The 22,518-nt window shown below is 67.3% G+C and carries 22 protein-coding genes and 1 pseudogene; 13 read left to right on the top strand and 10 right to left on the bottom strand.

What is annotated here, in order from left to right; translation table 11 throughout:
- The 10 genes and pseudogenes from R6258_RS17775 to tal form a co-directional block, all read left to right on the top strand.
- A pseudogene (locus tag R6258_RS17775) lies at positions 1 to 198 on the top strand (ABC transporter); the annotation flags it as partial.
- A gap of 11 nt (positions 199 to 209) precedes the next feature.
- A complete protein-coding gene (locus R6258_RS17780; RefSeq protein ID WP_318453143.1) occupies positions 210 to 890 on the top strand; it encodes an HAD-IA family hydrolase in 681 nt (226 codons plus the stop codon).
- Between the two features lie 67 nt (positions 891 to 957).
- Entirely contained in the window at positions 958 to 1,743 is a 786-nt protein-coding gene (locus R6258_RS17785; protein ID WP_318453145.1) for an L-iditol 2-dehydrogenase, read from the top strand.
- Between the two features lie 2 nt (positions 1,744 to 1,745).
- On the top strand, positions 1,746 to 2,711 hold the full coding sequence (locus tag R6258_RS17790) for a sugar kinase (RefSeq protein WP_318453147.1): 966 nt from the start codon (positions 1,746 to 1,748) through the stop codon (positions 2,709 to 2,711).
- On the top strand, positions 2,708 to 3,991 hold the full coding sequence (locus R6258_RS17795; RefSeq protein ID WP_318453149.1) for a D-tagatose-bisphosphate aldolase, class II, non-catalytic subunit: 1,284 nt from the start codon (positions 2,708 to 2,710) through the stop codon (positions 3,989 to 3,991). Before R6258_RS17790 ends, R6258_RS17795 begins: the two co-directional genes overlap by 4 nt.
- Positions 3,992 to 4,008: 17 nt before the next feature.
- Positions 4,009 to 4,758, top strand: a complete 750-nt coding sequence (locus R6258_RS17800) for a GolD/DthD family dehydrogenase (RefSeq protein WP_318453151.1) — start codon at positions 4,009 to 4,011, stop codon at positions 4,756 to 4,758.
- Positions 4,759 to 4,783: 25 nt separating this feature from the next.
- Positions 4,784 to 5,524, top strand: coding sequence for a nucleoside triphosphate hydrolase (locus R6258_RS17805; protein WP_412176394.1), 741 nt, complete (start codon positions 4,784 to 4,786; stop codon positions 5,522 to 5,524).
- Entirely contained in the window at positions 5,517 to 6,995 is a 1,479-nt protein-coding gene (locus R6258_RS17810; RefSeq protein ID WP_318453152.1) for a mannitol dehydrogenase family protein, read from the top strand. The genes R6258_RS17805 and R6258_RS17810 overlap by 8 nt, the downstream gene beginning before the upstream one ends.
- Positions 6,996 to 7,062: 67 nt before the next feature.
- The gene (gene xylB / locus R6258_RS17815) at positions 7,063 to 8,559 is read left to right on the top strand and encodes a xylulokinase (RefSeq protein ID WP_318453154.1); all 1,497 of its coding nucleotides are present in this window, start codon (positions 7,063 to 7,065) and stop codon (positions 8,557 to 8,559) included.
- Positions 8,560 to 8,601: 42 nt separating this feature from the next.
- Positions 8,602 to 9,555 (top strand): transaldolase, encoded by a 954-nt coding sequence (gene tal / locus R6258_RS17820; protein ID WP_318453156.1) that lies wholly within the window; start codon positions 8,602 to 8,604, stop codon positions 9,553 to 9,555.
- A 72-nt stretch (positions 9,556 to 9,627) separates the two neighbouring features.
- On the opposite strand, the gene R6258_RS17825 is transcribed toward tal, so the two are convergent.
- From R6258_RS17825 to R6258_RS17855, 7 genes are all read right to left on the bottom strand, one after another.
- Positions 9,628 to 10,623 carry an LLM class flavin-dependent oxidoreductase gene (locus R6258_RS17825; RefSeq protein ID WP_318453158.1) on the bottom strand — a complete coding sequence of 332 codons (996 nt, stop codon included), beginning with the start codon at positions 10,621 to 10,623 and terminating at the stop codon, positions 9,628 to 9,630.
- A gap of 98 nt (positions 10,624 to 10,721) precedes the next feature.
- Positions 10,722 to 11,396 (bottom strand): tetratricopeptide repeat protein, encoded by a 675-nt coding sequence (locus R6258_RS17830; protein WP_318453161.1) that lies wholly within the window; start codon positions 11,394 to 11,396, stop codon positions 10,722 to 10,724.
- Between the two features lie 29 nt (positions 11,397 to 11,425).
- On the bottom strand, positions 11,426 to 12,211 hold the full coding sequence (locus R6258_RS17835; RefSeq protein WP_318453163.1) for an SDR family oxidoreductase: 786 nt from the start codon (positions 12,209 to 12,211) through the stop codon (positions 11,426 to 11,428).
- The gene (locus tag R6258_RS17840) at positions 12,198 to 12,887 is read right to left on the bottom strand and encodes an iron-containing redox enzyme family protein (RefSeq protein WP_318453165.1); all 690 of its coding nucleotides are present in this window, start codon (positions 12,885 to 12,887) and stop codon (positions 12,198 to 12,200) included. Before R6258_RS17840 ends, R6258_RS17835 begins: the two co-directional genes overlap by 14 nt.
- The gene (locus R6258_RS17845) at positions 12,884 to 14,374 is read right to left on the bottom strand and encodes an AMP-binding protein (RefSeq protein WP_318453168.1); all 1,491 of its coding nucleotides are present in this window, start codon (positions 14,372 to 14,374) and stop codon (positions 12,884 to 12,886) included. The genes R6258_RS17840 and R6258_RS17845 overlap by 4 nt, the downstream gene beginning before the upstream one ends.
- Entirely contained in the window at positions 14,367 to 15,071 is a 705-nt protein-coding gene (locus R6258_RS17850) for a thermostable hemolysin (RefSeq protein WP_318453170.1), read from the bottom strand. The genes R6258_RS17845 and R6258_RS17850 overlap by 8 nt, the downstream gene beginning before the upstream one ends.
- A 96-nt stretch (positions 15,072 to 15,167) precedes the next feature.
- Positions 15,168 to 15,767 (bottom strand): YqaA family protein, encoded by a 600-nt coding sequence (locus R6258_RS17855; RefSeq protein ID WP_318453172.1) that lies wholly within the window; start codon positions 15,765 to 15,767, stop codon positions 15,168 to 15,170.
- 118 nt (positions 15,768 to 15,885) lie between these two features.
- On the opposite strand from R6258_RS17855, the gene R6258_RS17860 reads away from it, so the two are divergent.
- Positions 15,886 to 17,520, top strand: coding sequence for a BCCT family transporter (locus R6258_RS17860; protein ID WP_318453174.1), 1,635 nt, complete (start codon positions 15,886 to 15,888; stop codon positions 17,518 to 17,520).
- A 190-nt stretch (positions 17,521 to 17,710) separates the two neighbouring features.
- A complete protein-coding gene (locus R6258_RS17865) occupies positions 17,711 to 17,890 on the top strand; it encodes a hypothetical protein (RefSeq protein WP_318453175.1) in 180 nt (59 codons plus the stop codon).
- Here the strand turns inward: R6258_RS17865 and R6258_RS17870 are convergent.
- Entirely contained in the window at positions 17,887 to 19,224 is a 1,338-nt protein-coding gene (locus R6258_RS17870; protein ID WP_318453177.1) for an MFS transporter, read from the bottom strand. The two genes, R6258_RS17865 and R6258_RS17870, sit on opposite strands and share 4 nt — an antisense overlap.
- 165 nt (positions 19,225 to 19,389) lie before the next feature.
- On the opposite strand from R6258_RS17870, the gene R6258_RS17875 reads away from it, so the two are divergent.
- Positions 19,390 to 20,094, top strand: a complete 705-nt coding sequence (locus tag R6258_RS17875) for an extensin family protein (protein ID WP_318453180.1) — start codon at positions 19,390 to 19,392, stop codon at positions 20,092 to 20,094.
- A gap of 80 nt (positions 20,095 to 20,174) precedes the next feature.
- Here R6258_RS17875 and R6258_RS17880 read toward each other — a convergent pair whose 3' ends face one another.
- Positions 20,175 to 21,908, bottom strand: coding sequence for a hypothetical protein (locus tag R6258_RS17880; protein ID WP_318453182.1), 1,734 nt, complete (start codon positions 21,906 to 21,908; stop codon positions 20,175 to 20,177).
- A gap of 228 nt (positions 21,909 to 22,136) precedes the next feature.
- Complete coding sequence (locus tag R6258_RS17885; RefSeq protein ID WP_318453184.1) at positions 22,137 to 22,511, bottom strand: tautomerase family protein; 375 nt, start codon at positions 22,509 to 22,511, stop codon at positions 22,137 to 22,139.
- Positions 22,512 to 22,518: the final 7 nt, after the last annotated feature.

Consider the following 22,518-nt stretch of genomic DNA (forward strand, 5'->3'; position numbering starts at 1 on the left):
GGCGACAGCGAGTGGATCCTGGTCGCCGACGGCGACGTCGCCCATCGCGTGCACGACGCGGTGCGCTTCTCCTTCGACCCGACCTGCGCGCATCTCTTCAAGGCCGACGGCGCGGCGCTGGCGCACCGCCACCGTCACCCGCTGGTCGATATCGACCGCAGGGAAAACCGCGCGCCGTCGGTCTCGGACGGCCAGTGATGGAGTCGCCCATGGAGTTGCTGATCTTCGATTGCGACGGCGTGCTGGTCGACAGCGAAGCGATCGCCGAGGCGGTGCTGCGCGAGCGCCTGGCGGCCTGGCTGCCCGACCTGCATACCGGGAATGAGCTGCGCCGGGCGCTGGGCATGACCACCGAGGCGATTCTCGACCATCTCGCCGAACGCAGCGGCCATGCATTGCCCGCCGACGCCCTGGTGCGCATCGACGAGGCGATCGAGACGCGCCTGGCTGCTGAGCTCGAGGCGATGGTCGGCGTGGCAGCGGCGATCGAGGGCCTCGACCTGCCGCTGGCGATCGTTTCCAACAGCAGTCGCCGCCGGGTCGTCGCCTCGCTGGCCAATACCGGGCTCGATACCCAACTGGGCGGGGCGCCGCTGTTCACCGCCGAGCAGGTGGCCCGGCCCAAGCCGGCGCCGGACGTCTATCTATTGGCGGCGGAAAGCCTCGGGATCGCGCCCGAGGCCTGTCTGGTGGTCGAGGACAGCGTCTCGGGGGCCAGCGCGGCGCGTGCGGCCGGCATGACGGTAATCGGCTTCACCGGCGCCAGCCATATCGAACCCGGTCACGACGCCCGCTTGCGCGAGGCCGGCGTCTGGCAGGTGCTCGAGCGCATGGCGGAGCTCGGTGCGCTGGTGCAACGCTGGCGGGGCGAGCGCCGCGCCGTTCACTGAGCCACTGGCATACCGGGCCCGGGCAGGCGGCATTCAAGACAGGCTATCTCGGCACAAGGAATCTCAGATGAAACTCGACAAGCGCACGGCGGTGGTGACGGGCGGGGCCCGCGGCATCGGTCTGGCGATCGTTCGCCGCTACCTGGAAGAGGGCGCACGGGTGGCGATCGCCGATATCGACGTCGCCGCCGCCGAGCAGGCGGTGGTCGACATCCGGGCCGCCTCGCGCGATGCGCCGGTGATGGCGGTGCGTCTCGACGTGGCCGACGCCGCTTCCCGCCAGGCGATGATCGAGGCCGTCGAGGCGCGTTTCGGCGGCATCGATATTCTGGTCAACAATGCCGCGGTGTTCGACATGGCCCCGGTGCTCGAGGTCAGCGAGGCCAGCTACGACCGGCAGTTCGGCATCAACGTCAAGGGCACCTTCTTCACCCTGCAGGCGGTGGCCGCGCACATGGTCGAGCGCGGCCAGGGTGGCAAGATCATCAACATGGCCTCCCAGGCCGGACGCCGCGGCGAGCCGCTGGTCAGCATGTACTGCGCCTCCAAGGCGGCGGTGATCAGCCTTACCCAGTCGTGCGGGCTCAGCCTGATCAAGCAGGGGATCAACGTCAACGGCATCGCGCCGGGGGTGGTCGATACGCCGATGTGGGATGAGGTCGACGCGCTGTTCGCGCGCTACGAGGGGCGCCCGGCCGGCGAGAAGAAGCGCCTGGTCGGCGAGGCGGTGCCCTATGGCCGCATGGGGCTCCCCGAGGACCATACCGGAGCGGCGGTATTCCTGGCCTCCAGCGACAGCGATTACGTGGTGGCGCAGACGCTGAACGTCGACGGCGGCAACTGGATGAGCTGATCATGAGCGACTTCGCGTTCGATATTGTCACCGCCGGCGAACTGCTCGCCGAATTCGTCGCCGAACGGTCCGGCCAGCGCTTCGACGCGCCGGGGCGCTTTCAGGGGCCGTTTCCCAGCGGCGCGCCGGCGATCTTCGCCTCGCAGGCGGCGCGCATGGGCGCGCGTGTCGCCTACGCCGGCTGCGTGGGCAGCGACGGCTTCGGCGATCTGATCCTCGAACGGTTGAATGCCGACGGCATCGACACCACCGCGGTCAGGCGCGACGCCGAGTTTCCCACCGGCACCGCCTTCGTGCGCTATCGCGCCGACGGCGAACGCGACTTCATCTTCAACCTGGCGCACAGCGCGGCGGCGCGCCTCGATGTCGACGACGCACAGCTCGAACGCCTCGCCGGATGCCGCTACCTGCATGTGATGGGCTCGTCGCTCTCCTCATCGGCGACCATCGCACTGATCGACCGGCTGGCCGCGCGGGTCCGCGCGCGTGGCGGCCAGATCAGCTTCGATCCCAATATCCGCGCTGAACTGATGGCCGACCCGGCGGTCCGTGCGGCGGTGCTGGCACGCATCGACGACTGCGACATCTTCCTGCCCAGCGAGGCCGACCTGGCCTGGCTGGGTGGCGACGAGCCGGAAGCCGAGACCGTCGAGCGGCTGTTGATCGAAAAGCGCATGTCGCTGCTGGTGCTCAAGCGCGCCGCGCGCGGCAGCGAGGCCTTCATGCTCGATCACGCGCCACGCCGCGTGGCCGCCTATCCGGTCGACGAGCGTGACCCCACCGGCGCCGGCGACTGTTTCGGCGGGGCGTTGATCGCCGCGCTGGCGGCGGGGAAATCGCTCGAGCGCGCCCTGGCCCTGGCCAGCGCCGCCGGCGCCCACGCGGTGACCCGCGTCGGGCCCATGGAGGGCTGCAGCGACCGCGCCACCCTCGACGCCCTGATCGCATCCCACGGAGGTTCCCGATGAGTGATCACCTGCTCGACGCTGTCGTCGCCGCCAACCGCGAGGGCCGCCGCCGCGGCATCTACTCTGTGTGTTCGGCCCACCCGCTGGTGCTCGAGGCGGCGTTCCTCCAGGCCCGCCAGGACGCCTCGCCGCTGCTGATCGAGGCGACCTGCAATCAGGTCAACCAGGAGGGCGGGTATACCGGCCAGACGCCGGAGGACTTCCGCGACCGGGTGCTGGCGATCGCCGGCGAATGCGGCTTCGATCCGGCGCGGCTGATCCTGGGCGGCGACCATCTGGGCCCCTCGCCGTGGCAGAGCCAGCCCGCCGAGGCGGCGATGGCCAAGGCCGAAGCGCTGGTCGCGGCCTACGCCGCGGCCGGTTTCACCAAGCTGCATCTCGATGCCAGCATGGCCTGTGCCGACGACCCGCCGGCGCTCGACGATGCCCAGGTCGCGGCGCGTGCCGCGCGGCTGTGTCGCGCCGCCGAGCAGGCCGCCGGCGAGCGTCGCGGCGAGTTGCGCTACGTGATCGGCACCGAGGTGCCCACCCCGGGCGGCGCCCACGAGCACCTCGACGGCGTAGCGGTGACCTCGACCCAAGACCTGGAGCGCACGCTCGCCACTCATCGCACGGTCTTCGACGAGCACGACCTGGCCGACGCCTGGTCGCGGGTGCGCGGCGTGGTCGTGCAACCGGGCGTCGAGTTCGGCCACAGCGAGGTGGTCGACTTCGTCCCCGACGCGGCGCGCGAACTCAGCCGTGCCATCGCCGCCTGGCCGAACATCGTCTTCGAGGCGCACTCCACCGACTACCAGACCGCCGCGGCGTATGCCGAGCTGGTCGCCGGCCACTTCGCCATTCTCAAGGTCGGCCCGGCGCTGACCTTCGCCCTGCGCGAGGCGCTGTTCGCGCTCGAGGCGATCGCCATCGAGGCCCCCGGCGTCGAGGCGCCGCCACTCGCCGCGAGCGTCGAGCAGGCAATGCTGGAGAACCCCGGCTACTGGCAGGCTTATTACCAGGGTGACGCCGAGCAGCAGCGCTTCGCGCGGCGCTATAGCCTCAGCGACCGAATTCGCTACTACTGGAACCGCCCCGAGGTGGCGGCGAATCTCGCGGCGCTGTTCACCACCCTGAGCAGCAAGCCGCTGCCGTTGCCGCTGATCAGCCAATACCTGCCCGAGGGCTACCGGGCGATCCGCGAGGGGCGCCTGGCGGCCGAGCCCCGCGCGCTGGTCCAGCATCACGTCCAGCAGGTACTCGCGGCCTACGCCCGGGCCTGTCTGCCCGAAACGCGCTGAGCGACTGGAGCGAGACGATGAGCCAACTGGAGTTCGATTTCAGCGACAGCGTGGTGCTGATCACCGGCGCGGCCAACGGCATCGGCAAGCAGCTCGCCGAGCGTTTCGCCGCGAGTGGCGCGCAGCTGGTGCTGGCCGACAAGAGTGAGGCGGTCGAGGCCCTCGCTCGTGCGCTCGGCGCGGCGCACCTGGCCCTGGTGATCGACATCAGCGACGAGGCGGGAGTCGAGGCGCTGGTCGCGCGGGCCATCGAGCGCTTCGGGCGCATCGACGTGCTGGTCAACAACGCCGGCATCGGCCCGTTGGCCGCGGCCGAGAAAATGGATACCGCGCTGTGGGACGCGACCCAGGCGGTCAACCTGCGTGGCGTCTTCCTGTGTTGCCGCGCGGCGGGTCGCGAGATGCTTGCGCGTGGCTATGGGCGGATCGTCAACCTGGCCTCGCAGGCGGCCAGCGTCGGGCTGGAAGGCCATCTCGCCTACTGCGCCAGCAAGTCCGGCGTGCTGGGGCTGACCCGCACCCTGGCGCTGGAATGGGGGCCGCACGGCATTACCACCAATGCGGTGTCGCCGACGGTGGTCGACACCGAGCTGGGCCGCTACGGCTGGGCCGGCGAGAAGGGCGAGCGCATGAAGGCGCTGATACCCACCCGGCGCTTCGCCACGCCCGCCGAGATCGCCCACAGTATCCTGTTCCTGGCCTCCCGCGATGCGGCGATGATCAACGGCGCCGACCTGCGGGTGGACGGCGGCTATACCGCCTGTTGACGACTGTTCATGACAAGGTGACGCCGTGACTGATAAACACGCCTCGCCGGCCGACGACCTGCCGATGACCCCGACGCTCGATGCCATGGCCGAGCGGCTGCTGGCGAGTGCCTCGCCGCAGCGGCGCACCCTGGTGGCCATCGCCGGACCGCCGGCGGCCGGCAAGTCGACGCTCACCGAGCGGCTCTGCGCACGCATCAACGCACTGGGTGCTGGATCTGGCTCGGCGTTTGCCGCCATCGTCCCGATGGACGGCTATCACTACGACAACGCGGTACTCGAGCCGCAGGGCCGGCTAATGATCAAGGGCGCGCCCGAGACCTTCGACGTCGAGGGCCTGGCGGGCGATCTGCGCCGCCTGCGCCGCGATGAGGGCGGGGTGGCGGTACCGGTGTTCGATCGTCCGCTCGACCTGGCGCGCGCCGGCGGCCGGCTGATCCTGCCCGAGCATCGCCTGGTGCTCATCGAGGGCAACTACCTGCTGCTCGACGTCTCGCCCTGGCGCGAGCTGCATGCGCTGTTCGACCTGACGCTGTTCATCGAGGTGCCCGACGCCGTGCTCATCGAGCGACTGCTCGAACGCTGGCGGGGCATGGGCGCGGACGCGCAGGGCGCCCATCGACGCACCCACGACAAGGACATGCTCAACGCACGGCTGGTCAACGACCGCTCGGTGGCGCCGACTTGGCGCTGGCACTTTCACGCCGAGATTCGACACTCGCTCGGCCCCAACTCGGCCCCCCCAGGAGAGTCCCTAGATGACTGAACTGACCAATGCCACCCTGGCGCAGCTCGACGCCGCCGTTGCCACGCCGGGCTACGACCGCTCGCGGGTCACCCCGGGCATCGTCCACTTCGGCGTGGGCGGCTTCCATCGCGCTCACCAGGCGATGTATCTCGACGAGCTGATGAACCGCGGCGAGGCGCTCGACTGGGGGATCGTCGGGGTCGGCGTGATGCCCGGCGATCAGCGCATGCAGGCCGCGCTGGCCGCCCAGGATCATCTCTACACGCTGGTGGTCAAGCATCCCGACGGGCGTTACGAGCCGCGGGTGATCGGCTCGATCGTCGACTATCTCTACGCCCCCGACGAGCGCGAGGCGGTGATCGAACGCATGGCCGATCCGGCGACGCGGATCGTCTCGCTGACCGTCACCGAGGGCGGCTACAACTTTCACCACGTGACCGGCGAGTACGACCTGGCCAACCCCGACGCCGCCCACGATCTCGCAGAGCCCGACGCGCCGCGCACCACCTTCGGGCTGGTGGTCGCCGCGCTGCGGTTGCGTCGCGCGCGGGGTATCGCGCCGTTCACGGTGATGTCCTGCGACAATATCCAGGGCAACGGCGACGTCGCCCGGCGCATGTTCACCGCCCATGCCGGGGCGCTGGACGGCGAGCTGGGCGCCTGGGTCGAGGCCGAGGTCAGCTTCCCCAATGCGATGGTCGATCGTATCACCCCGGTGACCACGCCGGCCGACATCGCGGCGCTCGCCGAGCGCTTCGGCGTCGAGGACCGCTGGCCGGTGGTCTGCGAGCCGTTCACCCAGTGGGTACTCGAAGACCATTTTCCGCTCGGCCGGCCGGCCTACGAGAAGGTCGGGGTGCAGATGGTCGAGGATGTGATCCCCTATGAACTGATGAAGCTGCGCCTGCTCAACGCCAGCCATCAGGCGCTGACCTACTTCGGCTATCTGGCGGGCTACCGCTATGCCCACGAGGTCTGCCAGGACCCGCTGTTCGTCGACTTCCTGCTCGACTACATGAACATCGAGGCCACGCCGACGCTGTCGCCGGTGCCGGGGGTCGACCTGGCCGACTACAAGCGCACGCTGATCGCGCGCTTCGCCAACCCCGAGATCCGCGATACCCTGGCGCGGCTGTGCGCCGAAAGCTCGGATCGCATCCCCAAGTGGCTGCTGCCGGTGATCCGCGAACAGCTCGAGCGCGGCGGCGAGATCAAGCGCAGCGCAGCGGTGGTGGCCAGCTGGGCGCGCTACGCCGAAGGCCGCGACGAACGGGGCGAGCCGATCGAGGTGGTCGACCGGCTGAAGGAGGCGTTGATGGCGCTGGCCGCCGACAACCGCCAGAACCCCCGTGCGTTCATCGGCAACCGCCAGCTATTCGGCGAATTGGCCGACGACGAACGCTTTTGCGCGGCCTATCTCGATGCGCTCGAGCGGCTGCATCGCGACGGCGCGCGCGCCACCGTCGAGGCGCTGGTGGGCCCGCGCTGATGTTGCTTGCAAGCGTCGGCGGCTATCCTTGTACTGATCGGCGCCAGCACCGGAAGGGGAGTGGGAAATGTACGTAGGCGTGGATTGTGGCACCCAGAGCACCAAGGTGGTGATCGTCGATGCCGAGCGCGCGACGATCGTCGGCGAGGGCAGCCGGGCGCACCAGCTGATCGAGGGCGACGGCGGGCGGCGCGAGCAGTCGGTCGACGACTGGCTGGCCGCGCTGCGCGGCGCGTTCGCCGATGCGCTGGCCGAGGCGGGCATCGACGCCCGCGCGATCCGCGCCATCGGCGTCTCCGGTCAGCAGCACGGCATGGTCGCGCTGGACGCCCGGGGCGAGCCGGTCTACCCGGCCAAGCTGTGGTGCGATACCGAGACCGCGCTGCACAACGAGAACCTGATCGAGGCGCTGGGCGGCCGCCAGGCCTGCCTCGACAAGCTCGGCTTGCTACTGCAGACCGGCTACACCGCGTCCAAGGTCGCCTGGCTGCGCGACACCCACCCCGAGGCCTACCGGCGCATCGACAGTCTGCTGCTGCCCCACGACTACCTCAATTTCTGGCTGACCGGCGAGCGGGTCACCGAATGCGGCGACGCCTCGGGCACCGGCTACTTCGATACCCGTCGGCGCGCGTGGCATCATGAGGTGTTCAAGACCGTCGCCCCGGAACTCGACCCGGCCACGGTACTGCCGCGGCTGATCGATTCGTCCGAGCCGGTCGGCCGGGTGCGCGCGGAGGTGGCGCGCGAGCTGGGCCTGGCCGACGACGTGCTGGTCGCAAGCGGCGGCGGCGACAACATGATGGCGGCGATCGGCACCGGCAACATCGCCCCGGGGCTGGTGACCATGAGCCTGGGAACCTCGGGTACGGTATGCGCCTATGCCGAGGAGCCGGTGGTCGATGCCCAGGGCATGGTCGCCAACTTCTGCGCCAGCAGCGGCGGCTGGCTGCCGCTGGTGTGCACCATGAACGTGACCTCGGCGACCACCCGGGTGCGTGAGCTGTTCGGCTTCGACGTGGCGACCTTCGGCGAGCGCGTCGCCGCCGCGCCGGTCGGCGCCGAGGGGGTGATGGCGCTGCCGTTCTTCAACGGCGAACGGGTGCCGCCGCTGCCCCACGCCAGCGCCAGCTTCGTCGGCCTGACCAGCCTCAACACCAGCGCCGCCAACCTGTGCCGGGCGGTGGTCGAGGGCGCGACCTTCGGCATGCGCTACGGCCTCGAACTGCTCGGCCCGCTGGCCGACCGGGTCAGCGAGATCCGGCTGGTGGGCGGCGGTGCCAAGAGCCCGGTGTGGCGACAGATCGTCGCCGACGTGTTGGGCGTCGAGGTGGTCTGCCCGCGACTCACCGAAGCCGCGGCGCTGGGCGCGGCGATCCAGGCGGCGTGGTGCGACGCCCAGCGCCGCGGCGGCGGCGAATCGCTGGCCACGCTCTGCGAACGTTTGGTGAGCCTCGATGCCGAAACCCGTACGCGGCCCCGCAGCGAGGCCGGTACGCGTTATGATGAACTCTACCTTCGCTATCGTCAGGCGTTGGCCGAACGCTACGACGTGCCGGCCTGAGGCCGGCGCCGAGCCCATTGATCGACAGACAAGGATGATCCCATGAGCCAACTCGACGCTCTCAAGCAGCTCTCTCTGGTAGTCGCCGATACCGGTGACCTGGAAGCCATTCGTCGCTATCAGCCGCACGACGCCACCACCAATCCGTCGCTGATCCTCAAGGCGTTCGATCTGCCCGGTCACCAGGCGCTGATCGACGAGACGCTCGACGTCGTCAAGCGCGAGGTCAGCGATCCCGAAGCGCAGGTCGAGCAGGCGGTGGACCGGCTGTCGGTGGCGATCGGTCGCGAGATATCGCAGCTGGTGCCGGGGCGTGTCTCCACCGAGGTTCCCGCGCGGCTGTCGTTCGACCGCGAGGCGAGCATCAAGAAGGCCCATCAGCTGATCGATCTCTACGAGCGTCACGGCGTCGGCCGCGAGCGCATCCTGATCAAGCTGGCCTCGACCTGGGAAGGCATCCGCGCCGCCGAGACCCTCGAGCGCGAGGGCATCCAGTGCAACCTGACGCTGCTGTTCAGTGACGCCCAGGCGCGGGCCTGCTTCGATGCCGGCGTTCACCTGATCTCGCCGTTCGTCGGCCGGGTCACCGATTGGTTCAAGAAGGAAACCGGCCAGGACTACGCACCGGATCAGGATCCCGGCGTGCAGTTCGTGCAGGGTGTGTGCCGCTACGCCAGCGACTTCGGCTACGACACCGTGGTGATGGGCGCGAGCTTCCGCACCACCGGACAGATCCTGGCGCTGGCCGGCTGCAACCGCCTGACCATCTCGCCGGCGCTGCTCGAGGAGCTGGCCGCCAGCGAAGGCGAGGTCGAGCGCAAGATCACCGACGTCGGCGAGGCCACCGAGCGCCTGCCGGCATTGACCGAGCCGGAGTTCCGCTGGGGCCACAACAAGGACGCCATGGCCAACGACAAGCTGGCCGAGGGCATCCGGCGGTTCGCCGACGATCAGGACAAGCTCGAGAAGCTGCTTGCCGAGCGCCTGCGCGGCTGAATCCGGCGCTATCCGTCAACGAAAAAAGCCGGCGCAAGCCGGCTTTTTTGATGGTCGGATGCCAACCGAACGTCAGTTGCGCCAGACGTCGGCGACGATCTCGAACGAGCGGCGACGATCGGCGGCATCAAAGACGTCGGTGACCAGCATCAGCTCGTCGGCGCCGGTCTGCTCGATAAAGCGCTCGAGCCCCGCGCGCACGCTGTCCGGTCCGCCGACCACCGCCGCGCCCAGGTGCTGGGCGACCGCGGCCTGCTCGTGGGGCGTCCAGTCGAGGCTTTCCACCGGTGGCTGGGCGCGAGTGCTGCGTCCGCGGATCAGGTTGAGGAACTTCTGCTGCGAGGTGGTCGCGAGATAGTCGGCATGGGCGTCGTTGTCGGCGGCGATCAGCGGCATGCCGACCATCGCGTAGGGCGCATCGAGCACCTCGGATGGGCGGAACTGGTCGCGGTACAGGCGCAGCGCCTCGAACAGGTAGCCGGGCGCGAACTGCGCGGCGAAGGCGAACGGCAGGCCGAGCCGCGCGGCGAGCTGGGCGCTGTAGCCGCTCGAACCGAGCAGCCAGATCGGCACATGGGTGCCCTGGCCGGGCACGGCGCGCACGCGCTGGTCGGGCAGGGCATCGCCCAGGTAGCGGCGCAGCTCATCGAGCATGTCGGGAAAGTCGCTGACCCCGGCGCGCGGATCGCGGCGCATCGCCGCCATGGTCGCGCCGTCGGAGCCCGGCGCCCGGCCCAGTCCCAGGTCGATGCGTCCCGGGTAGAGCGTCTCCAGGGTGCCGAACTGCTCGGCGATCACCAGCGGCGGATGGTTGGGCAGCATGATCCCGCCGCTGCCCACGCGAATGCGCGACGTGGCGCCGGCGATATGGCCGATCAGCACCGAGGTCGCCGCGCTGGCGATGCCGTCGATATTGTGATGCTCGGCCAGCCAGTAGCGGTTGAAGCCGAGTTCGTCGACCTGGCGGGCCAGCTCGGTGCTGTCGGCGAACGTCTCGCTGATGCTGCCGCCGTGGCGGATCGGCGCCAGGTCGAGCACGGAAAGCGGGGTGTTGGCGAGTCGGGACATGAAGACCTCGAGGAAGAAAAGAGTGAGTCGTTAGTTGGCTCAATATTTATCCACTCTGAGGGCGCACGACCGTCAACACAACCCTGCTCGTCTCTCGGTCAATCTAATTCATCGAGCAGTTCATGGATCTGCTCGCGGCGGCCCTGATCGGCGACCTCGCGACCCGGGCGTGGCGCGGCCTTCAAGGCTTTCTGCAGGGCGCGGCGGGCCTCGGCGTCGTTGCCCTGATCATGCAGGAAATCACCCCAGAAGTAGAGCGGATCGATGCCGTCGGGGTTTAGCGCCAGGCTCTTCTTGAGCAGCTCCCTGGCCTTGTCGTCGTCGCCGAAACCGATCGGCCAGCCGGGCACCTGATAGTAGAGGGCGCCGAGGCTCGTGTAGGCCGAACCGTCGAGGGCGCCGCTATCCAGCGACAGGGCCTTCTCCAGGTCGTCCTTGGCCTCCTTGACCAGTGACAGTGCGCCGAGCCCACCCTTGGCGCCGGCCTCGCTGCTGCGGATGATGCCGGCCCAGATGTACAGCTCGGCGGAGTCGGGGTGCGCAGCGATCAAGGCCTGCGCGCGCTGGTGGAGCTGATCGAAGCCTTCGACACGCCGGTCTTCCGCCGCCTTGTACTGGATCTGCGCCCAGCGACTCTGCAGCTCATGGACGCCGCTGGCGACGGCGTCGCTCATTGCCAGGGCCCGGGACGAGAAAGTCAATGCCAGGCCGATGAGAGCGGCGATGGCCGCGAAGCGGCGGAGGTAACGGACAGGAAGGGCGATGGCTGCCATGATCGATCTCCAGAAGTTATTGGCGTGGCTCAGGAACGGTTGGCGAAGCGCTGGATGATGGCGAGCTGGCGCCGCAGCGCCCGGTCGACAACCCCGGGAACCACGGCGTTGAGGCTCACGAACAATCGTTCGGGCCAGCCCAGGTGGCGGTCGACGGCGCGCTGCTCGATTGCGCGGATGATCGCCTCGGCGACCTGTTGGGGATCGTCCATGGCATTACCCAGCTCGGCATTGAGGGCGTCGACCGCGGCGTCGTTCATCGCCGTGCGCGTGGCCCGCGGGGCGATGTAGTGGATGTGGATCGCCGTATCGGCAAGTTCGCGGCGCAGGGCCTGCGAGAAGCCGCGCAGCGCGGCCTTGCTGGCGCAGTAGCTGGCGTAGCCCGGGTAGCCGATAGCGCCGAAGGTCGAACCGAGATTGACTATCCACGCCTCGTCGACGGCCTTGAGCAATGGCAGCATGGCCTGAGTGAGCTGCAGCGTGGCGGTGACATTGAGGGAAATTAGCTCGTCTACGCTCTCCGGCGACTGGTGGGCGAACAGGCCGAAGCGGTTGACGCCGGCGGCATTGATCAGCATGTCGACACCCGCCTCGCGCGCCGCCTCGACCAGCCCCTGTCGACCGCTGGCGTCGCGCAGGTCGAGGGCCCGCCACTCGGCAGGTGCCGGCAGTTCGTCGGCCAGGGCCTGTAGCGTCGACGGATTACGGCCTACCAGTAATAGCCGCGCACCGCGACGGGCCAGCTTCAGGGCCAGGGAGCGGCCGATGCCGCCGCTGGCGCCGGTGAGCAAAATGCGCCGATCAGACCAGTGCATGATCGAGTGCCTCAGTGCAGCCACCGCCGGCGGCGTCCAGCCCACGGAACATCGCCCCATAGAGCCGATAGACCATGTTGGCGGTGTCGATGACCGCCTGCCGATCGTCGGCATCATCGAGACGATCGATAAGGCCCTCGAAGAATGCCAGGTGGCCGATGTCGAGATCGCCGTGGGACTCAAGATAGTGGAAGGCTTCCTGGGGTAGGCCGAGCCCCTCGCGAATCGACCCGGCGGCGCGCGTTGCCAGCGCGGTGCTGGTGCCCTCGAGGACGAAGACCATGCCGAAAAAGCCCACCGGGTTGTCATGGGAGATCACGTCGCGCACATAGCGCACCATCAGCTCGGTGGCCGGTGCCGGCCGACTGTCCGCCACGCTATCCGGGTCGCCACCGGCGGCGCGGATGTCATCGAGGATCCAGCGCTGATGGCCATACTCCTCCTCGATGTACTCGACCAGCGCGCCACGCAGCCACTCCAGACGCTCGGGGAGTCGCGCGCCGCAGGCCATCATCAGCGGCACGGTGTACTTGACGTGGTGATAGGCCTGGCCGAGAAACGCCAGGTATTCATCACGGCTGATGCGCCCATCAAGGGCGCGCTGGATAATCGACGTGGCCAGCAGTCCGTCGCGTGAGTCGGCGGTGGCCTGCTGGAGATAGCGATAGTGACTCATGATGCGTTCTCCGCAGAGTGATTGGCCGGGGTGGTGAGCGTCATAGCGTCGAGTGGGGCCTCCAGCCAGTCGCGATAGTGTGCGGCCAGCGCCCCGCGACGTAGCCGCCCGTTGGCGGTGGCCAGGCCCTCGCTCGCGGTGAAGGGCGCGGTGCGTCGCCAGTGGGTGACTCGTGCATAGTCCGGCAGTCGGGCATTGGCCGCGGCGACGGCATCGGCGAGTTGGATGTCGTCAATAGTGGGGTGCGACGGGACCAGTAGCGCGCGATTGGCGGGCAGTGCCTCGCCGTGGACCCAGGCCTGGGCGATCGCCGGCTCGGCGGTGAGTTCGGCCTCGACCCAGGCGGGGTCGACGTTGCGCCCGTAGGCGGTGATGAATAGTTGCTTGCGGCGTCCGACCAGCACTAATCGGCCGTCCTCCCAGCGCCCCAGGTCGCCGGTCGGCCAGAACGGTGGTAAAGGCGTGTCATCACCGAGATAGCCGAGCATCGTGCTGCCGCCGGCCAGCACTTCGCCGTCGTCGGCCAGGCGGACATCGGTATGGGGCAGCGGGCGGCCCACGCTGCCCGGAATATTATCGCCGGGGCGATTGAGGGTAATCACCGAGGCGCATTCGGACAGTCCATAGCCCTCATATACCGGCCAGCCGGCACTGCGGGCGTCCTCGAGCAGGCTCGGCGATACCCGCGCGCCGCCCACGGCTATGAAGCGAGTGCCATTGGCCGCCGGGTGGGGCGAGCCGCCAAGCAACGCCTCGAGCAGTTGCGGAACGAGAATCAGGCTGTGGGGACGGTATCTATCGAACTGGCGGTGGGCGAGCGTGACGTTAAAGCCGCTGGCGCCCTGCCAGCCGAGCGACGCGAGTCCGGGCAGAATGCTGGTCGCGCCCAGCCACAAGGGGGCGTAGAGCCCGCCGATGTTCTCCAGCAGGGTGGCCAGCGGCAGCATGGCGAGGTGACGCTGCACGCCGCAGCCGGCGGCGATCTCGGCCAGGCTCTCGGCGACACGCAGCGGCGCCCCGGCATCCAGGCACACGCCCTTGGGGGCGCCGCTGGTCCCCGAGGTGAAGGTGATCTTGGCGGTGCCCTCGGGCACCGTTGGCGCGGCATCGACCCGGCGTTGATAAAGTGCGGTGTCGCTTGCGGGCGCGAAGCCCAGCGATTCGCCGAGACCGGGCGGGCCGATCAGGGTGTCGAGCCCGGCCTGCTCGGCGACATGGGCGAGTTGCGCGGGTGAAAAGAAGCCCGGCAGGGGGACGTTGACGACGCCGGCGAACAGCAGTGCCAAGTCCCACAGCGCCCAGTCGATGCCGTTGTCCAACGCCAGCCCGACGCGTGCGGCCCCGAAAGCGTGCAGCCGCGCGATGCGGGCGTCGATCTCACCAATCAGCGTGACATAGCTCAGTTGCTGCTGGGCGTCCTCGAGCGCGATATGCTGCGGCCGTGACTGAGCCAGCTCAGTGAGGTGTTGATAGAAGTGCTCAGACATGGCCGAACCCCAGCAGCGGGCCATCGTCGCGCCCGAGCAGGGCATCGGGCGATGTTCGTTCATGAGCGGTGAGCGTGGCCAGCACGGTCGACGTTGGGGTGCGGCATGCCTGCAGGTGCCGCCAGGCACGGCGCATGTCGCCACCCATCACCATCGGGGCATTGGCGTAGTAGCGGCCCCAGTCGGCGCTTTCCCGGCCCAGGCGGGCTGGGTCGGCCTCGGCCAGCGGCCAGGCTTCCAGCCCTAGCCGCTGGAAGGCGTTGCGTACCTGGGTTGTAGCGGTAAACGTTAGCCATTGCATGTCTTCATCGATCAGAGTCTCGATCAACGTGACGATCAGTGGGCGTAGCAGGCCTCGGCGTAGGGTGGCGAGATTACCGACCTCGACGACACGGTCGCGCGCGACCGTGTCGTCGAGCACCTCGGCCAGACGCCGCTCGACCGGTGCATCCAGATAGCGTTCGAGGAACAGCGTTTCACGACCGGCATGGCGTATTCCTAGCGCCGCCTGCAGTTCCTCGCCTCGCCATAGGCCGAACAGGCGCGGCTGGAAGTGGGTCAGGATCGCACCGTGTTCGCGGGCGTAACCGTCGGCGATGAAGGCTTCCAACTCGGCGCGCTCGGCAGCACGGGCCTCGCGCCAGGCCAGGGACGAAAGCGCTGCGGTAATGGAATGGGGACTGCATGGTTCGCACATCGCGCTACCCTCGACGAAGGACCTCGAGGGTAGAGTGCATCGGTCGGCTTAACGATTACTTAACGAAATCGGTGAATCTGGCGGGTCTGGAAAGATTTACGCAGTCACCTGCACATAGGCCCAGAGGGCAAAGATGGCCAGCCCAACCAGGCCGATCGGTTTTGAGTGCCGCTGCCAGAGCCGCGTGGCGCGCTCGCCGACGATGGCGACCAGCAGCGCCAGGCCGAAATAGCGGATGCCGCGGGCGGTCAGTGCGGCCAGCAGGAACAGCGGCAGCGGGTAGTGGCTGGCACCGGCCACCAGCATGGCGATCTGGAAGGGTACCGGCGTGATGCCCACGGCGAGGATCGCCTGGAAACCGTTGGCGTCGAAGCGACTCTCGAAGTCGCTGTAGGCTTGCTGACCGCCGAACAGCGAGACCAGCGTATCCCCCCATTGCGCCATGGCCAGGCCGCCCACTCCGTAGCCGATCAGTGCGGCGGTCAGGTTGCCGGCCAGTGCTACCGCGGCCAGGCGCCATTTGGCGCCGGGCTGGCTGATCATCCACGGGATCAGGATCAGTTCGATGGGAATGGGGATGATCAGCGTCTCGAGCATCGAGGCGAGGAACAGCAGCGCCATGGCATGACGCGACTCCGCCAGGCGGTTGAGCCAGGCGGTGGCGGAAGTCAGTGAGGTGAACGGTGGTAAGGACATGCGCAGCCCGCTGTCATGACGCATCCTCGATAGGGGCGAGTGCGCCGGGTTGATTGCTATAGCGGGAAGGGTAATGGCAAGCTGGCCCTAACGCGACTCTCGGGAAAAGGAATTTCCAATGGCCAACTCTGGAAGGCAACGCGTCTTCACCATTTCCGCCTTGATCATAATCGCCCTGGTGGCGGTGGGCGCCGCCTACCCCAGCCAGTTCGGCGCGGTGGCCGACGCTGCTTTGAAGACGATCGGGCGTTACTTCGGCTGGTTCTACCTGTTTTCGGTGTTCGGCTTCGTGCTGTTCTTGAGCTGCCTGGCGCTGAGCAAGTACGGCAAGATCCGCCTCGGCCCGCAGGACAGCAAGCCGAGCTACAGCTTCTTTTCGTGGGTCGCCATGCTGCTGGCGGCCGGCTTCGGCGTCGGCCTGGTGTTCTACGGCATGGCCGAGCCGATGACTCACTACCTGCATCCGCCGTTCGGCGACGTCGAGCCTGAAAGCACCGCGGCGGCGCGTTACGCCATCCAGTACAGCTTCTTCAACTGGGGCATCCATCAGTGGGCGGCGTTCTCGATCGTCGGCCTGATCATCGCCTACTTCCAGTTTCGCAAGGGCCAGGCCGGCCTGGTGTCGTCGGTGCTGTCGTCGGTGACCGCCAAGCGTCCCAAGTTGCGCAAGTGGACGCCGGCACTGGATATCTTTGCCGTGGTGGCGACCATCATGGGGGTGGCGACCTCGATCGGGCTGGCGGTGCTGCAGATCAACGGCGGTCTGAAGGCGGTATTCGGCGTCGAGGAGAGCGCCTTCTGGAAGTTCGCGATCATGGGCGCGATGTTCGTCTGCTACATGGCGTCGGCCTGGGGTGGGCTGGACAAGGGCATCAAGCGCTTGTCCAACATCAACCTGGTGCTGTGCTTCGCGCTGATGCTCTATGTGCTGGTCACCGGACCGACGCTGGCGATCCTCAAGACGATCACCCTGGGCATCGGCGACTACCTGCAGAACTTCGTCGGCATGAGCCTGCGCACCTCGCCTTACGAGAACAGCAGCTGGGCCAATAACTGGACGATCTTCTACTGGGCCTGGGTGATCGCCTGGTCGCCGTTCGTGGGCACCTTCGTTGCGCGTATCTCGCGTGGACGCACCATCAAGGAGTACGTGTTCGGGGTGCTGATCATGCCGCCGCTGTTGGCCTGCCTGTGGATCGGGGTGTTCGGCGGCGCGGCGCTCAACATGGAGCTTACCGGCGATGTCGGCCTGGCCGCGGCGACCGACGAGAACATCACCTCGGCGCTGTTCCAGATGTTCGACCTGATGCCGTTTTCCAACGCGCTGTCGCTGGTTGGCCTGTTGCTGATCTTCATTTTCCTGGTGACTTCCGCCGACTCGGCGACCTACATCGTCGCCCAGATGACCGATGGCGGTTCGATCGATCCGCCGCTTTACAAGCGCATTGCCTGGGGACTGCTGATCGCCGCCATCTGCCTGACGCTGCTGATCGCCGGCGGGTTGAAGGGCCTGCAATCGGCCTCGGTGCTCTCGGCGCTGCCGTTCACCTTCATCCTCTACGGCATGGTGTTCGTGCTGATCAAGGAGTTGCGCTCCGACCGCAAGGCGATGCTCACCGCGCTCTATCGCCGCCACGGCGAGACCCCGGTCGGCGCCGACGTCTTCGAGGCCGATGAGCTTGCCGAAGCCGATCGCTACCGCCGTGCCCCCGACGTGGTCAATCGGCGCATCAACACCCGTGAGGGCAGCTGATCGCTGCCGCCGGTTCCCAGTGAAGACGCCCGGCCCGGCCGGGCGTCTTGCGTTGACGGGGCGGAGCGAGGAAGCGCCTCGAGGGGCTGGTTAAAAACGCCGGCGGCGCTTATGTTTGAGGGCACACGGTTCGTCACGGACAGTTTGTCACGGACGGTTTGTCGTGGACGGTCAGTCACGGAACCCTGCCATGAACCACACACCGAAACCGCCACCCCGGCGCGGTGCGACCCGCCGCAAACCGCGCATGGCCCGGGCCGTCGGCCGGCCCCTGGACATCGATCGGCTGCTCGATTGGCTGGTGAGCGTCGCCGTGCTCGTCGCGCTGACGGTCGGGCTGGCGGCGCTGGTGGTGAGCCTGTTCGACTAGCGTGCCGTTCCAGCGGGATCGACCTCCTCGAAACGGTCGACCCGGCGCAGCGGGGCGAAGCCCCACAGCCACAGCCCGACCACGGCGAGGGTGCCGACGCCGCCGATGACCGCCGCGGGCACCACGCCGAACCACGCTGCGCTGGTGCCGGCGCGGAACTCGCCGAGCTCGTTGGACGAGCCGATGAACAGCATGTTGACGGCGTTGACCCGGCCGCGCATGTCGTCCGGCGTGGCCAGTTGCAGCAATGTCAGACGGATGTTGACGCTGATCATGTCGGCGGCGCCGGCGATCACCAGCGCCGTCATCGACAGCCAGAACGTCTCGGACAGCGCGAACACCAGATTGGCCACACCGAACACCGCCACGGCGGCGAACATCACCCAGCCGACATGCCGGCGGATCGCCCGCACGCCGAGATACACGCCCATCAGCAGCGCGCCCACGGCGATTGCGCTGCGCAGCGCGCCCAATCCCTGCGGCCCGACATGCAGGATCTCCTGGGCGTAGATCGGCAGCAGGGCAATCACGCCGCCCAGCAGCACGGCGAACAGGTCGAGCGAGATCACGCCGAGGATGATCGGCTTGGAACGGATATAGCCGATGCCGGCGGTAAAGCGCTTCCAGGCCGTGGTCTCCTTGGGGCGGGCTTCCCGCTTGTAGCGCACCGGCACGCGCCACAGCAGCATCAACGCCAGCAGGAAGCAGCCCAGGCAGGCCGCGTAGGCCAGGCTGCCGCCGAAGGCATAGAGCAAGCCGCCGAGCAGCGGCCCGCCGATCACCGCGATCTTCATGATCGCACTGTTCAGGGCGATCGCCTGGGCCAGTTGGGCGCGCGGCACGATCTGCGGCAGCAGGCTCTGCAGGGTCGGGCCGGTGAAGGCGCGGGCGCAGCCGAACAGCGCCAGCACGGCATAGTAGCCGCTCACGTCGCTCGAGGCGGTGTAGGAAAGCCATAGCAGTAGGCCGCTGCATGCCGCCTGCAGCGTCCAGCTGGCCTGCAGGATGCGCTTGCGATCGAAGCGATCGACCAGGTCGCCGGCGGGTAGCAGCAGCACGACCATCGGCAGGAACTGGGCGAGACCGACGTAGGCCAGCGACAGCGGGTCGCGAGTGATGTCGTAGACCTGCCAGGCGACCACCACCGCCTGGATCTGCATGGCGAAAACCGCGGCCAGGCGCGAGAACAGGAAGGCCAGGAAACCGGACTGGCGGTAGACTTTTTCGCTGGCCTCGAGGGCCGAGTCGGTGCTGGGCCGGGTTGCGCGCGGCTGGCTAGGGTGAGACTGGCTCGAATGGGACTGACCTGAATGGGGCGTCGCGTCGCTGGGCATGAGCTTTCCGGGCAGAGACAATCCGAAAATTCTACGCCCCGCGACGGATAAGGTCATTACGGCTAATTGGTAAGCGGCTAACAATAGGGCTGTATGGCCGCTATTGCGATTTGGACCTACGCAATCGAGATGGTAATCATCGAAAGACACGACAGGGACGAGTCGATGAAAGGTTTCTGGAGCACCGCCTTTCCACTACTGCTGATCGTCATAGGCGTCGCCTTCGATAAGGGCATTTGGACGATCCCCCGCGAGTGGAATCCCTTCGCGCCGCTGGTCGTCAGCGATCCGCTCACGCCGGTGACGCAATGGAAGCTAGGCCGTCTAAAAGACGACCGCGAGGCCTGCCGGGCGGTCCTCGATTCCGCGCCGGCCGGCACCCTGGATTACACGCCGCTGGCCGATTACACTCCGGTTGCCGGTTGCCCCCTGGTAAACGTGTTGCGCGTACGCGGCGGCGAGGTCGCCTTCAACGCCAGCTTCGTGGCCAGCTGCCCGCTGGCGGTGGCCTGGGTGCTGTTCGAACGCCATCGCCTGCAACCCGCCGCCGAGGCCCGCTTCGGCGCACGCGTCGCCGCCGTGCAGCATTACGGCAGCTTCGCCTGTCGCAACATCTACCATCGCGAGAACGCCCGACGCAGCGAGCATGCCACGGCCGAGGCGCTGGACGTGGCGGCCTTTCGCCTGGCCGACGGCCGACGCATCAGCGTGCTCGACGACTGGGGCGATGACGATGCCGCCGACGAGTTCCTGCGTGAGGTACAAGCCGGCGCCTGCGGGCTGTTCGGCACCGTGCTCGGCCCGGAGTACAACGCCGCACACGCCAACCACTTCCATCTCGGCATGCGCGGCATGAGCTTCTGCCGCTAGGGCCCCGCGTCCTGGCTGTCCCAGTCGCCGCGGGCGGACTTCCGGGACTATTGCACTCATCGCCAGGTGGCGTCACAGGCTCAATCGGCGCCGCTGGCCAGGGGTGAGGTGGAGCGCCCGAGCCGGGATCGCGGTTTGCGGCGGCCTTTCATCCACATGGTGGCGGCAATGAAGTAGAGCAGCGTTGGCAGGATGATCAGACTCTGGAAGGTCTCCAGGTGGGCAACGGCGTTATCGGTGACCCCGCCCCAGGCGGCGATGCCCAGGATGGCAAGCAGGCAGACCACGGCGATGGCATACCAGGGGTTGCGGCGATTGACCGGCTGGTAGCCTGTAGGCAGTGGCTCCGTTGAACCACGCTTGAGTACCGGGCCATAAGCGGCCTCGTAAGGCTCTCTGGTGTCATTGCCTTTGGCGGCCCCAGCGAGACGGCACAGCAGTGGATAACCGAGAAAGCTGACCAGCCACACGGGAATGAACAGGGTGAACAGGTGGATGACGTGCAGGGACAGCAACATTATCCCTACCGCGACGCCGAGCCCCCACGAAGCAAAGGCGGGCAGGTTGGTGGCGAGCCCGTGTTGCTCACGCCAGAAAGGACGAATGCCCAGGCGCGGCAGCAGGAAATGCTCAGCCGCGATGATGGCACCGACCGGGGCGATCAGCATGATGAAATACGACAGGACGTTCAGCCACTGGGTAAACACGAATGGGAAACAGGCAATTACGGTCGTCGCGGCGCCGGTAGCGACAGTGACTTGCACACGCGAGAAGCGGTCGAACACGGCCTGAAAGGCCAAGCCTGCGCGATACAGGCTGGGAATGGACGTCGTCCAACCAGCCACGACGACGGCGATCAGGCCCATGGCGCCAAGGATGCGGAACGCCACGCCACCCGGGTCCATCTCGATGAGCGAGGATTTCGCCATCAGGGCGGCGGTGGCCCCCATCAGACCGGCGCAGATCCACGCCATGAAGTGACCGATGTACATGCCGGCGGCGGAGAAATAGCCGTAGCTGGACTTACGTGCGAAGCGCAGGATGCTCATGTCGCTCATCCCCAGGTGCATCGGCAGGTTGGCGCCCCAGGCCCAGGCGGCAATGACCCAAACCGAAATCCCTGCGGAGCCGTCAGGCGTAGTGCCGGTCCAGACGAAGGTGTCGAGGACGCCGTTGAGCGAAGTGATGCCATCGAGCTGGCCGGTGTGCAGCAGCACGGGCACGGTAATGACGCCGCTGGCCAGGAACATGGTAGCCATCCATGGGGAGCAGACCGTCGAGAAGTTGGCGATCAGCTTGAAGCCCTTGACCGTCATCCACACGGTGATGGCACCGACGAACAGCGCCAGCATCACGAAGCTGACGCTTTGGGGGTACCAGGCGGTCTGCGGAGGAATATCGGTCATCACGCGAAAGGCCGAGGCCGATACCGTGACCATGGCGCCGGAAACCACTGCGAAGATCAGTCCATTGAGCAGGTTGTAGACGGTCGAGAAGTGCTTGCCGGCTAGCCGCTCCAGATACCAGTAGATGGTCATGCGTGAGCGGGTGGCGATAGGGCTGCAGACCCAGGCCCAGGACAACACGGCGAGCAGGTTGCCGATCAGCAGCCCCCAGATCAAGTCGCTGGTGCTGACGCCGAGAGCGACCAGCGAGGCACCGATGACGAATTCGGTACCAGCCACGTGCTCACCGGCATAGGCGCCGAGGAAATAGGTGCCGCTCAATTGCTTGTCGGCGGGAATGCGCTGGCGTTCGAATTCGCCACTATCGCCGGAGTCGGCAACTTTCCTTGTGCTTGAAGTCGATGTCATTGTGTTTTCCTCCCAGGGGCGTTGGACACGGACCACGATGGGGATGATGTCTTGAAAGGGTGTCTCTTGAATCTATATGCCGGGAAAGGAGCGTTCAAACTATTTATTCTATACTTTGGTATAAATAGAATTTTTGTTCCAAGTGTGGGCAGTCCCGCCCGAACACGGACAGACCGGTCTCGGCGGGGCTGGGAAGGAAAAGCGCGAAAGGAGGAGGTGTTAGCTGGCTTACTGCCGGGCGACGAGGAACTGCGCTTCACCGTGCCCGAACGACCAGTCGGCATCGGCATTTTCGGTGATGACGATCATCACGCTGTCGGGGTCGACGTCGGCACGCTTGACCAGATCATCGACGACCCGCCGATAAAAGGCCTGCTTGGCATGGCTGGGGCGACCGGCACGCATGGTCAGTTGCAACACGATGGCATCCCGGCTGCGATCCTGCAGTTCGATCTGCTCCGCCGGTAGCGTCTGGATCAACTGGTAGCGATCGTCCGGCGGAAAGTCCAGCGTCTCGATCACTGCCGCATTGACGATATCGGCAACTTTCTTGCGCCATAGAGCCGGGTGGTGGTCGGGAACGGAAATGGTCACGAGTGGCATGAGGTAT

Origin of the sequence: Halomonas sp. HP20-15, assembly GCF_033446685.1 — a bacterium.
Taxonomy (GTDB): domain Bacteria; phylum Pseudomonadota; class Gammaproteobacteria; order Pseudomonadales; family Halomonadaceae; genus Modicisalibacter.